The organism is Amycolatopsis mediterranei (assembly GCF_026017845.1).
In the GTDB taxonomy this organism is placed as follows: Bacteria; Actinomycetota; Actinomycetes; order Mycobacteriales; family Pseudonocardiaceae; genus Amycolatopsis; species Amycolatopsis mediterranei.
Genome location: NZ_CP100416.1, coordinates 3,460,584 through 3,472,650 on the forward strand (window position 1 = coordinate 3,460,584; position 12,067 = coordinate 3,472,650).

Sequence of the window (12,067 nt, forward strand, 5' to 3'; positions counted from 1 at the left end):
GGGCGGTGCGCCAACCACCGCCCCGCCCTTCCCCGGAAGGACCTCGATGTCCAGGTGGCGGATCGGTGTTCCGGCGGGCGCGCTCGCGGCCGTCGTGCTCACGTGGTTCGTGATCGGCCCCGCGCCGGTGGCGAACACCGCGAACGGCAACGGCATCAAGCAGTTCGGCATCGCCGACGTGCCCGGCCGGGCCACCGCGCTGGTTCCCGGCGCGACCGGGAACCGGTGGATCCGGCTGGCCAACGCCGAAAACTTCCCCATCCTCGTCCAGACCGTGACGGCCACAGTCGGCAAACCCGCCGACAGCAGCGGCCATCCGGTCCCGGCCTGCCCGGCGTCCTCGGTCCGGGTCGACGCGCTCACCAGGCCGGTGACGGTCCCCGGCAACGGCACCGCCGACGCCGTCCTCACCACCCACATGCTGCCCGGCACACCCGATGCGTGCCGGTCGGTCACCTTTCCCCTGACGTACACAGGAACGGCGGTCAAGCCATGAAGAACCCGACCCTGCGCCGCGTGCTCGTGGTCACCACGGTGGTCGGCGCGACGCTGGGCGGCGGGATCGCCGTCGCGGCGTGGACGAGCTCCGGCTCCGGTGCCGCGAACGCGAAGGCGGGCACGGCGGCCGCGCCGACGACCACGGCGCTGCTCGCGTCGGCGTTCACCAGCGGCCTGCTCTACCCCGGCGGGCCGGCGGGCGATGCGAAGATCCTGGTGAACAACCCGAACCCCTACCCGGTCAAGGTCAGCAGCGTCGTGGCGAACGGGACGCCGACCGGGTCCGGCGGCACCGGCACCTGCACGACGACCGGCGTGAGCTGGACCGCGCAGTCGCCGAACACGCCGGTGGCCGCCAACGGCAGCACCACCCTCACCCTGACGGGCGCGGTGTCGATGAGCACGGCCTCGGACGACGGCTGCCAGGGGGCGCTGTTCGCCATCCCGGTGACCGTCACGGTGGTGAGCGGATGAGCACGCCCCGGATCGCCTTCGCGGCCGTACTGGTCGTGGCGGCTTGGACCACGGTGATCAGCGGCCTGGTCGCGGTGGGCGCGGCGAAAGCCGAGGCGGCCTGGCTGAAACCCGGTCCCGGCACGGGATACGCGGCGGGGCTGAAGCTGCAGACGCCCGGCCAGCCGGTCGTCGAGTCGGCGAGGTGCAACAACGGCAGCGGCGGTCCCTCGGCCACGCTCCACTGGAGTTACCCGACACCGCTGCCACCCGGGTTCGAGCTCTTCACCGCGACCACTTCGGGCGGCCCCGTCACCACCGCGGGCACGGCCACGACCACTTCGGCCACCATCCCCTTGCCCAGCAACAACAAGGTGTACGTGAGCGTGCGTGCGACCGCCGGCACCTGGAAGGGAACGCGATCCCCGGAGGCGCAGGCCTGCTGACTCCGGAACACCCTGAAACCCTGCAACGCAAAGGAAAACACCATGCTGGAAAAACTGCGTGCCGCCCGCGCCAACCAGGACGGCTTCACCCTGATCGAACTGCTCATCGTCGTCGTGATCCTGGGTGTGCTCGCCGGGGTCGTCGTGTTCGCCGTGCAGGCGTTCAACGGCGATGGCAAGGCCGCCGCGTGCAACGCGGACTGGAAGGCCGTCGAGACCGCCAACGAGGCGCTCTACGCCAAGACCAGCGCCTACGCCGCCAACCCGTTGGAGCTCAAGACCAAGGGCTACCTGAAGGACGAACCGTCGACCACCAACGGCTACACGATCTCCATCGACGCAGCCGGTCTCGTCAAGGCCGCCGGCGCCTGCACCCACTGAACCACTTCCGTGGGGGTGGGTGATCCACCCCCACGGACGACCTCGCCCCGGAGGGAAACCATGCCCACCCAGATCGGCAGCCGCGTCGACGGCCTGCTCGAGGCGTTGTGGCAGGCGCGTGGCACCGACCTGCTGCTCACCGCCGGACTGCCGCCCCAGCTGCGCGTGCACGGCGACCTCTCCGCGGTCCCCGGCCACCCCGTCCTCACCGGCGAGGACACCCGCGCCCTGCTCGCCGAGCTCCTCACCGACGACCAAGCCTGCGCCTGGCGCACCGCCCGCGAATTCGACTTCTCCTTCGGCTGGCGCGAGGAAGCCCGCGTCCGCGGCAACGCCTTCACCCAGCGCGGCGAGACGGTCGTCGCGCTGCGGATGATCCCGCGCCGGATCCCCGGCATGGCCGACCTCGGGCTGCCGCCGGTGCTGGCCGACTTCGCGCGGCGGCACCAAGGACTCGTGCTCGTCACCGGGCCGACCGGCTCCGGCAAATCCACCACGCTCGCCGCCGTCATCGACCGGATCAACAGCGAACGCGCGTGCCACATCCTCACCGTCGAGGACCCCATCGAGTACGTCCACGAACACCGGCGCTCCGCGGTGAACCAGCGCGAAGTCGGCACCGACACCGACTCCTTCCCCGCGGCGCTGCGCAGCGCCCTGCGGGAGGACCCCGACGTCTTGCTGGTCGGGGAAATGCGCGACCTGGAGTCGATCCGCTTCGCCCTGACCATCGCCGAAACCGGGCACCTGGTCTTCGCCACCCTGCACACCAACGACACCGCGCAGTCCCTCGCGCGGATGATCGACGTCTTCCCGGCCGGACAGCAGGAGCAGGTGCGGGTGCAGCTCGCCGCCGCGTTGACCGGGATCGTCCACCAGCGGCTCCTCCCCCGCATCGGCGGCGGGCTCGTCGCCGCCTTCGAGGTCCTGGTGGCCAACACAGCCGTCCGCAACCTCATCAAGGAAGGCAAGCCGCACCAGCTGCGCAACGCACTGGTGACCGGGCGGCGCGAGGGCATGGTGACGCTCGAGCAGTCGCTGTCCGAGCTCGTCGCCGCCGGGCTGGTCTCGCCCGCCGACGCGGCCGCCCGCAGCCTCCACCCGCAGGACATCGACCCACGGCCGCGGCCCCGGAGCGTGCCGGCATGAGGCTTCGCACCCAGCCCCGGACCGTCGACCTCCGCACGGTGACCCCGGACCGCGCCGCCGCCGACCTGCTCGGCGAGGCGAAGGCCCGGGAACTCTGCGCGATCCCCCTCGCCGTCCGCGAGGACTCCGTGCTGGTCGCGGTGGCCGACCCGGCCACCGCCCCGGCGCTGCAGGCGGCGCTCGGCCGCCCGGTGACCGTCGCCGTCGCCGAACGCGCGGACATCCTGGCCACCATCGGCCGCACCTACCGCGCGCTCACCGGCGTCGACCGGCAGGTCAAGGCGTTCGAAGCCCGGGACGCCGTCCGGCGCGACGCGGCCCGCGCCGAGGCGCCGGCGACCGCGAACGACGATGCGCCGGTGGTGCACGTCGTCGCCCTGATGATCAAGCAGGCGCTGCGCGACCGGGCCTCCGACATCCACGTCGAGCCGCAGGCCGAGCGAATCCGCGTCCGCTACCGCATCGACGGCGTGCTCCACGACGTCCTCGACCTGCCCGGCTCGATGGGGCCCGCGGTGACCAGCCGGATCAAGATCCTGGCCGGGATGAACATCGTCGAGCGCCGGCGGCCGCAGGACGGCCAGATCAGCATGGACGTCGAGGACCGGCCGGTGGACATCCGGGTGGCGAGCACGCCGGTGGTCGGCGGCGAAAAGGTCGTGCTGCGGCTGCTGGACAAGAGCCGCCCGCTGTTCCGGCTGCCGCAGCTGGGCATGCCCGCCGAGATGGCGGGGCGCTATTCGGCGGTCCTGCAGTCGCCCTACGGGATGGTGATCTGCGCCGGGCCCACCGGCAGCGGCAAGACGACGACGCTCTACGGCTCGCTCGGCGAGCTCGACAGCAGCGAGCGCAACATCATGACCATCGAGGACCCGGTCGAGTACACCATGTCCTCGATCAACCAGATCCAGATCAACGAACAGACCGGCGTCACCTTCGCCGACGGCCTCAAGTCGATCCTGCGCCAGGACCCGGACGTCATCCTCGTCGGCGAAGTCCGCGACGTCGACACCGCGCGCATCGCCGTGCAGTCCGCGCTCACCGGCCACTTCGTGCTCTCGTCGCTGCACGCCACCGACGCCGCTTCGGCGCTGCACCGGCTGCTGGACATGGGGATCGAGAACTTCCTCGTGGCCTCCTCGGTCACCGCGGTGCTCGCCCAGCGGCTCGTCCGGCGGATCTGCCTGCGCTGCCGCGAGTACTACGCGCCCTCCGCCGAAGAACTGTCCTTTATGGACTCTCTTGGCGCCGAGGAGCCGGCGGGCGGGTTCGTCCGCGGGGCCGGCTGCAACTTCTGCGCGCAGACGGGATTCCTGGACCGCACCGGCGTCTACGAGCTGATGCCGGTCAGCGAAGGGATCCGCACGCTGGTGCTGGACAGCGCGCCGCACCGCGAGGTGCACGAACTGGCCCGCAAGGAAGGCATGCGGACGCTGCAGGACGAGGCGCTGCGGCTGGTCGCCGAGGGCGTCACCACCCCGGCCGAGGTGCTGCGGTCGATCTACCTCACCGGAGGGGCCCGATGAACCGGTACGCCTACGTCGCCACCGGCCCGGACGGGCTGCGCACCCACGGGGTGCAGAAGGCCGCCGACGCCGACTCCGCCGTGCTGGCGCTGTACGAGCGCGAACTGCGGGACATCGAGGTCACCGAGAAGAAGAGCGTGCTGAGCCTGGAGCTGACCGCGCCCCGGGTCAAGCGCGAGGTCGTCATGCACCTCTCGCGCCAGCTCGGCGCGTTCGTCCGGGCCGGGCTGCCGCTGATCGACGCGGTCCGGATCCTCGGCGAAGAGGCCGCGAACTCCTCGGTGGCGCGGATGCTGCGCTCGGTCGAGCAGGGCCTGCGCGGGGGCGACCGGCTCTCGGACTGCGTCGACCGGCACCCGAAGATCTTCCCCGAGTTCTACCGCGAGATCCTGCGTTCGGCGGAGCTCACCGGGCAGCTCGACGTCGTCCTCGACCAGCTGGCCGACTACCTGGAACGCGATCTCGAAGCCCGGCGCAAGATCAAGGCCGCGTTGATCTACCCCGCGATGATCGCGGTGATGTCGGTCGTCACCGTCGTCGTGCTCGCGACGTTCGTCCTGCCCCGCTTCAAGAGCTTCTTCGCCAGCCTGAACGCGAAACTGCCGCTGCCGACGCGGATGCTGCTGGCCATCACGGACTTCCTGGGCGCGTGGTGGTGGGCACTGCTGGCCGGGCTGGTCGCACTCATCGCGCTGTACTCCTTCGCCGTCCGCACGCCCGGCGGCCGGTACGCCCGCGACCGCGCGCTGCTCGGCCTGCCGGCGATCGGCCCGACCGTGCGGCACGCGCTGGTCGAGCGCTTCTGCCGGATCCTCTCGTCCATGGTGAGCGCCGGGGTCCCGCTGCCGGAGGCCCTGCGGGTCGCGACGGACTCGCTGCGCAACCGTGTCTTCATGCGCGCGCTGGCCCGGGTGGGGCAGGCGGTGCTCAACGGCGAGGGCCTGGCCCGGCCGCTCACCGGCTCCGGGCTGTTCCCGGTGACCGCCGCGCAGATGATCCGCGTCGGCGAGGACACCGGCACCCTCGACACGCAGCTCGAAATCACCGCCCAGTACTACGAAGGCGAGCTGGACTACCGGTTGAAGAAGCTCACCGCACTGTTCGAGCCGGCCGTCATCGTGGTGATGGGCCTGGTCGTCGGGTTCGTCGCGGTCGCGCTCGTCTCGGCGATGTACGGGATCTTCGGCCAGGTGCACGTCTGATGGGCACGGGTCCGGTGGGCACGGGCCTGGTGAGCACCGACGACCGGGGCGAGAGCCTCCTCGAACTGCTGGTCGCGGTGGCGATCCTGGGTGTCGCGGTCATCGCGATCGTCGGCGGGATCGGCGTGAGCGTGTTCATGTCCGACGTCCACCGCAAGCAGGCCACGGCCGGTGCCGGCGTGCGCGACTTCGGCGAGGCGGTCGAGAACCAGGTGATGGCGGGCGGCTACTTCGCGTGCGCCGCGCCCGCGAAGTACGCCGCTCCCGCCGGGTTCACCGTGCCACCCGGGTTCACCAGCTCGGTGTCGTCGGTGAAGTACTGGACCGGCTCGGCGTGGTCGGCGTCCTGCGGCACCGACAGCGGACTGCAGCAGCTGACCCTCCAGGTCGCCAGCGGTGACGGGCGGGCGAGCGAGCGCCTGGAGGTCGTGGTGCGCAAGCGCTGCGGGCTCGGGGAGGCGCTGTGCTGAGCCGCCGGTCCGACGCCGGGTTCACGCTCATCGAGCTGCTGATCGTCGTCGTCATCCTCGGGGTGGTCGCCGCGCCGATCGCCAACGCGGTGATCGTCTCGATCAAGAACACCGACGCCACGTCGGCCCGGCTGGCGGTGTCGCACGACGCCCAGCAGAGCGCGGCGTTCTTCGCCCAGGACGTCGCCGCCGTCGGCCTGCGCGACTACTCGGGCGCGGTGGCGAACGGCAAGGTGCCGTACTCGCCGTCGATCCAGCTCGGCGCCGCGTACGACGGCGGCGGGCAGGTCTGCGGCACCGCCGCGACGCCGGTTTCGGTGCTGCGGCTGCTGTCCGACGACTGGGACACCAGCACCCCGGCCGCGACCCGGCGCACCGCGATCGTCGCCTACTACCTGGCCGGCACCGAACTGCACCGCCTGCGCTGCCTGGGTTCGACGACGCCGGTGTCCGACTCGGTCGTCGCGCACAACGTCGCCCCGGGCACTCCCGCGGTCACCTGCTCCAGCGCGTGCACCGACGCCGCCGTGCCGCTGTGGGTGAAGTTCACCTTCACCGCCGTCGCGCGCAACGCCGACCCCTACCCCATCACGCTGTTCGGGCAACGGAGGCAGACATGAACCGCCGGTGGAAGGGCGACGACACCGGGGCCGCGCTGCCGATGGTGCTCCTGCTGGTCACGGTGGTCGCGGTGGTGCTCGGCGCGCTGCTGTCCTTCGCCGACACCAGCGTCCGCACCACGGTGAACCTGCGCGACCAGGCCGCGTCCGCCTACACGGCCGACGGCGCGCTACAGGCGGGGATCAACGCGATCCGCACGAGCACGTTCACCGGCGCGCCCGGCGAGCACTGCTTCGGCGGCTCCGACACGCTGAGCCTGCCGAACTTCGGCGGCGCCGGCTCGGCCGCGGTGACGTGCACCGCCGATCCGGCGAAGGTCCAGATCCAGTGCCCGTCCCTGAGCCTGTGCAACCGGCCGGGCAGCGCGATCCTCACCCTCGGCACCGGCGGCGAAGACGGGCTCAACATCCAGCAGCCGACCGGGTCGTCGTTCAAGGTCCACGGCGTCGTGTATTCCAATTCGAACATCCGCGTGGTCAACGGCTCGCTCGACACGAACACCGCGGTGTACGCGCGCGGTGCCTGCGCGGGCACGATCCGGAGCGCGCCCGCGGCCGCGTGCGGCTACGGCGGATCGGCTCTCGGCGCCGACCCCGGCTACGCCCCGGCGCTGACGTCCGTTCCGCCGCACCAGAACCTGCCCACCTGCACGAAGTCCGGCTCGCTGATCACCTTCCAGCCCGGCTTCTACGACGATGCTGCCGGGCTGTCGGCGATGATGTCGAGCAGCAGCAAGTGCAAGGACAGCACTTGGTGGTTCACCCCCGGCACGTACTACTTCGACTTCCACAACAGTGCCGCGGTCCGGCCGTCGTCGCTGCCGGGCGGCGACGACGTGTGGACGGTCGACAACGGCTTCCTGGTCGCGGGCACGCCTGTGGACGACAGCGGGCGGATCATCGCCAAGCCGCCGGTCCCGGCGAAGATCCCCGGGGCCTGCGACAACCCGATCGACGACGCGAAGGCGGTCGGCGTCCAGTTCGTTTTCGGCGGCGACAGCCGGCTGGCGGTGAAGGCGGGGCAGGCGGAGATCTGCGGGACGTACAGCGCGGAACGGCCGCCGGTCGCCGTCTACGGGCTGACCTCGGGGGCGGAGTCACCGGTGACGGCGACGCTCGTGCCCGGTTCCGTGACGGGCGGTTTCACCGGCACGGCCGCCTCGCTGTCCAAAGTGGATGGTGGCGGGGTGACGTGGGCCGCTCCCGACAAGAGCGGCGGCCATGCCACCCTGACTGCCGCCGGCTTCTCCCCCGCCGCGGCACCGCCCGCCGGGACGATCCTGACTTCGGCGAAGGTGCGGGTCGTCCACGGCAACGACCACGGCGCGAGCAAGGATTCGCGCTCGGCCCAGTTCACGCCGACGGGGGGCTCGCCGATCCCGCTGAGCCTGTCCACCCCCAACGACGGCTCGGCCACCACCGATGTCACCGACGTGACCAGCCAGCTGGCGCAGGCGGTGTACGACGGCACCTTCGCCGGTGGGCAGCTGGGTTACACCGTGGACGTCAAGCACGACGGCACGGAACTGGTGGATGCGCTTCAGCTGGAGCTCACCTACACCCCGCCCGCGCTGCGGGCCGAGAGCGGGTGCACCCAGCTGATGTACACGAGTCCTGCGGCGTGTGCGCTGGTCACGGCGGTCAACAACTCCGGCAACCGGTTCTACGTGCAGGGGACGACGTACGCGCCGAAAGCCGTCCTGGACGTCACACTGAACAACGCGACCGAACCGATCTTCCGCTTCGGCGTCGTCGCGCGGTCGTTGTGGGTGAAGGAGACCGGGAGCGTGACGTTCACCGGGGCGGTCATCGAGGTCCCGGACGACTCCCCGGGCTTCGTCTTCGGCGTCTACCTGTCCGCCTACGTGTGTCCCGGCGCGGGGCCGTGTCCACTGTCCGGGACGCCGGTGGCACGGGCGCGGGTGGCCTATGTGGACGGTGACCCGACGAATCCGGTGGCGGGGGCGCGTCAGGTGTCGGTGCTGAGCTGGTCGGGGAACCGGTGACCGCTCAGGCGAGGCCGGTCAGCCGCTGGTAGGCCTGACCGAGCGGGCCGGCCGCGAAGATCGCCACCAGCGCGGCGGCGATCATGAACGGCCCGAACGGCAGCGCCGTCTTGCGGCCGCCCTTGCCGGTCGCCAGCACGACGACCCCGGCGACCGCGCCGAGCAGGAACCCGCCGAACGCCCCGACGAGCAGGGCCGGCCAGGACAGGTAGGCGAGGATCCCGCCGAGGATGCCCGCGAGCCGGACGTCACCGAAGCCCATGCCCGCCGGGTACGCCAGCGCCAGGAGGAGGTAGAAGCCGAACAGCGCGGCGCCGCCGATCCCGGCGCGGGCCGGCGACCACCAGTCGCCGCGCCACCAGGCCGACGCCGTCAGCAGGACGAGCAGGACGGGGTACGACGGCAGGACGATGGCGTTCGGCAGGCGGCGGCAGTCGAGGTCGATCAGGGCCAGTGCGATCCCGATCGCGCCGAAGTAGAGGAACGCGGGCAGGTCCGGTGGGTCGAGCCGCAGGGCCAGCAGCGCGAACAGCACGGCGGTGCCGAGCTCGACCAGCGGGTACCGGACGCTGATCCGGGCACCGCAGCCGGCGCACCGGCCGCGCAGGACGAGCCAGCCGAAGACGGGGACGTTGTGCCGGTTCTTGATCGTCTGCCCGCAATCCGGGCAGCGCGACGGCGGGCGGACCACCGACTCGCCGCGCGGCACCCGGTGGATCACGACGTTGAGGAACGATCCGACGAGCAGGCCGAGCACCGCCGCGGCCACGACCAGCACCGCCATCGGGCTCCTTCGGACTCGGGGGCGACTACCGCAGATCTTGCCCGACCCCGCCCGCCCCCGCGACCGGACGCCCCACGCACCCAGCCGGACGACACGCGTACCGCAATGGACGACACGCGTACCCAGGCGGACGACACGCCGGCCGGCCGCAGGCCTGCTCGTGTCGTCCGTCCAGGTACGCGAGTCGTCCCGCCAGGTACGCGAGTCGTCCGTCCGGGTACGTGAGGCGACCCTCTGGGGGCGGTGGGCGAGTGGGTGGGTCGTGGTCGTTCGTGGAAATCGGGGTCCGGGGCGGGCGGGCGCGCCTACAGTCTTGGAGATGACCGCCGCCGGATTGCCGATCGTTGCCGGGGTGGACGGGTCGGCCGAGTCGCTCGATGCCGTCCGCTGGGCCGCGCGGACCGCCCGGCTGCGGGCGGCGCCGCTGGAAATCGTGCACGCCCTCGACGTTCCGGCCCTGCTCGCCGGCGGGGTCGTGCCGCCGCCCGAAGAGATGGTCGACGCGCTGCGCGCCCGGGGGCGGCGTGCGCTGCGGACCGCGCAGGAGCTCGCCGCCGCGCAGGGGGTTCCCAGTGCGGCCACCCGGCTCGATCCCGACCGCGCCGCGCAAGCCCTGATCGAGGCGTCGCGGTCAGCCGCGCTGCTGGTCGTCGGGTCGACCGGGCACGGCAGGCTCACCAGCCTGCTCGCGGGGTCGGTCGCCGCGGCCGTCGGCACCCACGCCCGCTGCGACACCGTCGTCGTCCGCGGCGACAGCTGGGACGAACCCGGCGCGGCCGAGCGGCCGGTCGTCACCGGCGTCGACGGCAGCGAAGCCGGCGCCCGGGTCCTGGCGGCCGCCCTCGCCGAAGCCCGCGCCCGCCACGCGCCGCTCGTCGTGCTGCATGCGTGGGCGGACAGCCCGCCGCCGCACCGGGACCCGCGGTGCGTCACCGAGGCGGGACGCCGGCTGCTCGGCGAGCGGGTGCTGGCCCACGACACCGGCGACGTCGCGGTCGAGCAGGTCGTCGTGCACGCGCACCCGCGCAAGGAACTGGTCGAGCGCAGCGCCACCGCCCAGCTGGTCGTGCTCGGCGACCGCGGCCGCGGCGGCTTCCCCGGCCTGCTGCTCGGCTCCACCGGGCAGGCGCTCCTGCACCACGCCGCCTGCCCGGTCCACCTCGTGCGCACCACCGCGTGAAGGGAAGCGGAACGGAAGCGGCACCGGGCAGGATGACGGGAAGCCAGAGGGAGGAAAAAGGATGAAGACTGCGATACAGGCCGGGCTCGTGGCGCTGGGGGCGCTGCTGGCCGGCACGACGGTAGCGGCCGCCCCGGCCGGGGCGGCGACGACGTTCCAGCGGACGGCCGTCTGCCACTCGGGAGACTTCAGCGGCAGGTTCACCCTGCAGTACGAGTCCGTCGGCTTCGATTTCCGCATCACCGGCGGCTACACCGCGTCGGGACCGTACATCGGCGACGTCGCGGGCACCGTCTCCCTGCGGATCGCCTACCGCAGCGGATCGACGACGCACACGGTGTACTCCCAGACGTCGGCGACGACCGGGCACACCACCTTCACCGTGCCGACGACCACCACCGTGCCGCTGACGGGCATGGGCACCGCGGCGGCGACGTTCGACAACGGCGCGGCGTCCTGCACCGCGACGGTGCCGATCAGCTAGCCGCCGGCTCGAGGGCCGCGCGCAGGATGGCGCGGGCCGAACCGGCCAGGACCTCGGCCGCGCGGGGACGGCTGGGGCTCCCAGCGCAAGCGTGAACTCGACGAACGCCCGCATCACCAAGCCGAGGCGGGCGGCCGGGTCGGCGGGTGCGTCCGGGGGCAGCAGGCCCGCGTCGTCCTGGATCTCCGGGTACGCCGCCAGCAGGAGCGCGCGCTGGTTCGGGAAGTACCGGGACGTCCCCGGCGACCGGACCGGCACCCCGACACGGTGATGGTCACGCTGAGCGCGTTCAGCCGCCGGGGACCGTGCGGTGGGCGTGGAGCTGCCCGCCGTCGCGGGCACCGCCCCGGGTCCCGGCGCACCGTGACCCAGGGCGGTTTTCTCTCCCCCGCTCAGCAGCTCGAGTGCTGGATGGTCTTGAAGATGTTGACAGCACTGAAGAGCGACGCGTCGTAAGTGAAGTGCTTGCCCCACGGGTAGCGCGGCGGCGGGTTGCCGTCGTTCATCCGCGGGCTGTCGAACGTGCCCGCCGAGAACAGCTGCGTTCCGGCCGTGGTCTTGAAGTCGAAGCTGGAGTGCCAGACGTCGCCGGAGTGCGTCTGGAACGTCAGCGTCGTCGCGCTCCAGTCCCCCGTGCCGTTCGACCGGATGATGATCGTGCCGTTGTCCTGCTCGCAGTCACCGACGTGCAACTGGCCCCAGGTCGCGCTTTTCACCTCGAGGACCGCCGCGCTGTGCGCCGGCGCGGCGGTGGCCGCCGGCGCACCGGCCAGCACCGCCGCCCCCGTCGCCGCGAGGGCGAAAACCGGTGCGAGACCCCGAATCATGCGTTTCATGGACTTCCTCCCGAAGAACCGCTGGCCGCGGA

At 72.2% G+C, this 12,067-nt stretch carries 15 protein-coding genes; 13 read left to right on the forward strand and 2 right to left on the reverse strand.

Going from position 1 to position 12,067, the window contains the following annotated elements; genetic code table 11:
• Nucleotides 1–46: 46 nt before the first annotated feature.
• The 10 genes from ISP_RS16510 to ISP_RS16555 are packed head-to-tail and all read left to right on the forward strand — an operon-like array spanning nucleotide 47 to nucleotide 8,751.
• Nucleotides 47–496, forward strand: coding sequence for a hypothetical protein (locus tag ISP_RS16510; RefSeq protein ID WP_013226299.1), 450 nt, complete (start codon nucleotides 47–49; stop codon nucleotides 494–496).
• Complete coding sequence (locus ISP_RS16515; protein ID WP_013226298.1) at nucleotides 493–972, forward strand: hypothetical protein; 480 nt, start codon at nucleotides 493–495, stop codon at nucleotides 970–972. The genes ISP_RS16510 and ISP_RS16515 overlap by 4 nt, the downstream gene beginning before the upstream one ends.
• Complete coding sequence (locus tag ISP_RS16520; RefSeq protein ID WP_013226297.1) at nucleotides 969–1,397, forward strand: hypothetical protein; 429 nt, start codon at nucleotides 969–971, stop codon at nucleotides 1,395–1,397. Before ISP_RS16515 ends, ISP_RS16520 begins: the two co-directional genes overlap by 4 nt.
• A gap of 42 nt (nucleotides 1,398–1,439) precedes the next feature.
• Nucleotides 1,440–1,778, forward strand: coding sequence for a competence type IV pilus major pilin ComGC (locus tag ISP_RS16525; RefSeq protein ID WP_013226296.1), 339 nt, complete (start codon nucleotides 1,440–1,442; stop codon nucleotides 1,776–1,778).
• Between the two features lie 60 nt (nucleotides 1,779–1,838).
• Entirely contained in the window at nucleotides 1,839–2,927 is a 1,089-nt protein-coding gene (locus ISP_RS16530) for a type IV pilus twitching motility protein PilT (RefSeq protein WP_013226295.1), read from the forward strand.
• Nucleotides 2,924–4,453 (forward strand): GspE/PulE family protein, encoded by a 1,530-nt coding sequence (locus ISP_RS16535; protein ID WP_013226294.1) that lies wholly within the window; start codon nucleotides 2,924–2,926, stop codon nucleotides 4,451–4,453. Before ISP_RS16530 ends, ISP_RS16535 begins: the two co-directional genes overlap by 4 nt.
• Nucleotides 4,450–5,655 carry a type II secretion system F family protein gene (locus ISP_RS16540; RefSeq protein WP_013226293.1) on the forward strand — a complete coding sequence of 402 codons (1,206 nt, stop codon included), beginning with the start codon at nucleotides 4,450–4,452 and terminating at the stop codon, nucleotides 5,653–5,655. Before ISP_RS16535 ends, ISP_RS16540 begins: the two co-directional genes overlap by 4 nt.
• On the forward strand, nucleotides 5,655–6,125 hold the full coding sequence (locus ISP_RS16545; RefSeq protein WP_013226292.1) for a type IV pilus modification PilV family protein: 471 nt from the start codon (nucleotides 5,655–5,657) through the stop codon (nucleotides 6,123–6,125). The genes ISP_RS16540 and ISP_RS16545 overlap by 1 nt, the downstream gene beginning before the upstream one ends.
• Entirely contained in the window at nucleotides 6,119–6,745 is a 627-nt protein-coding gene (locus ISP_RS16550; protein ID WP_013226291.1) for a prepilin-type N-terminal cleavage/methylation domain-containing protein, read from the forward strand. The genes ISP_RS16545 and ISP_RS16550 overlap by 7 nt, the downstream gene beginning before the upstream one ends.
• Complete coding sequence (locus tag ISP_RS16555; protein ID WP_013226290.1) at nucleotides 6,742–8,751, forward strand: hypothetical protein; 2,010 nt, start codon at nucleotides 6,742–6,744, stop codon at nucleotides 8,749–8,751. Before ISP_RS16550 ends, ISP_RS16555 begins: the two co-directional genes overlap by 4 nt.
• A 4-nt stretch (nucleotides 8,752–8,755) precedes the next feature.
• On the opposite strand, the gene ISP_RS16560 is transcribed toward ISP_RS16555, so the two are convergent.
• Nucleotides 8,756–9,535 (reverse strand): prepilin peptidase, encoded by a 780-nt coding sequence (locus tag ISP_RS16560; protein WP_013226289.1) that lies wholly within the window; start codon nucleotides 9,533–9,535, stop codon nucleotides 8,756–8,758.
• 319 nt (nucleotides 9,536–9,854) lie between these two features.
• Between ISP_RS16560 and ISP_RS16565 the strand changes: the two genes are divergently transcribed.
• From ISP_RS16565 to ISP_RS16575, 3 genes are all read left to right on the forward strand, one after another.
• On the forward strand, nucleotides 9,855–10,715 hold the full coding sequence (locus ISP_RS16565) for a universal stress protein (RefSeq protein ID WP_013226288.1): 861 nt from the start codon (nucleotides 9,855–9,857) through the stop codon (nucleotides 10,713–10,715).
• 61 nt (nucleotides 10,716–10,776) lie between these two features.
• Nucleotides 10,777–11,199: a hypothetical protein gene (locus ISP_RS16570; RefSeq protein WP_013226287.1), complete on the forward strand. Its 423-nt coding sequence runs from the start codon at nucleotides 10,777–10,779 to the stop codon at nucleotides 11,197–11,199.
• 91 nt (nucleotides 11,200–11,290) lie between these two features.
• Nucleotides 11,291–11,470, forward strand: coding sequence for a hypothetical protein (locus ISP_RS16575; RefSeq protein WP_155258931.1), 180 nt, complete (start codon nucleotides 11,291–11,293; stop codon nucleotides 11,468–11,470).
• Between the two features lie 121 nt (nucleotides 11,471–11,591).
• Here ISP_RS16575 and ISP_RS16580 read toward each other — a convergent pair whose 3' ends face one another.
• Entirely contained in the window at nucleotides 11,592–12,035 is a 444-nt protein-coding gene (locus tag ISP_RS16580; protein WP_013226286.1) for a DUF6294 family protein, read from the reverse strand.
• Between the last annotated feature and the right edge of the window lie 32 nt (nucleotides 12,036–12,067).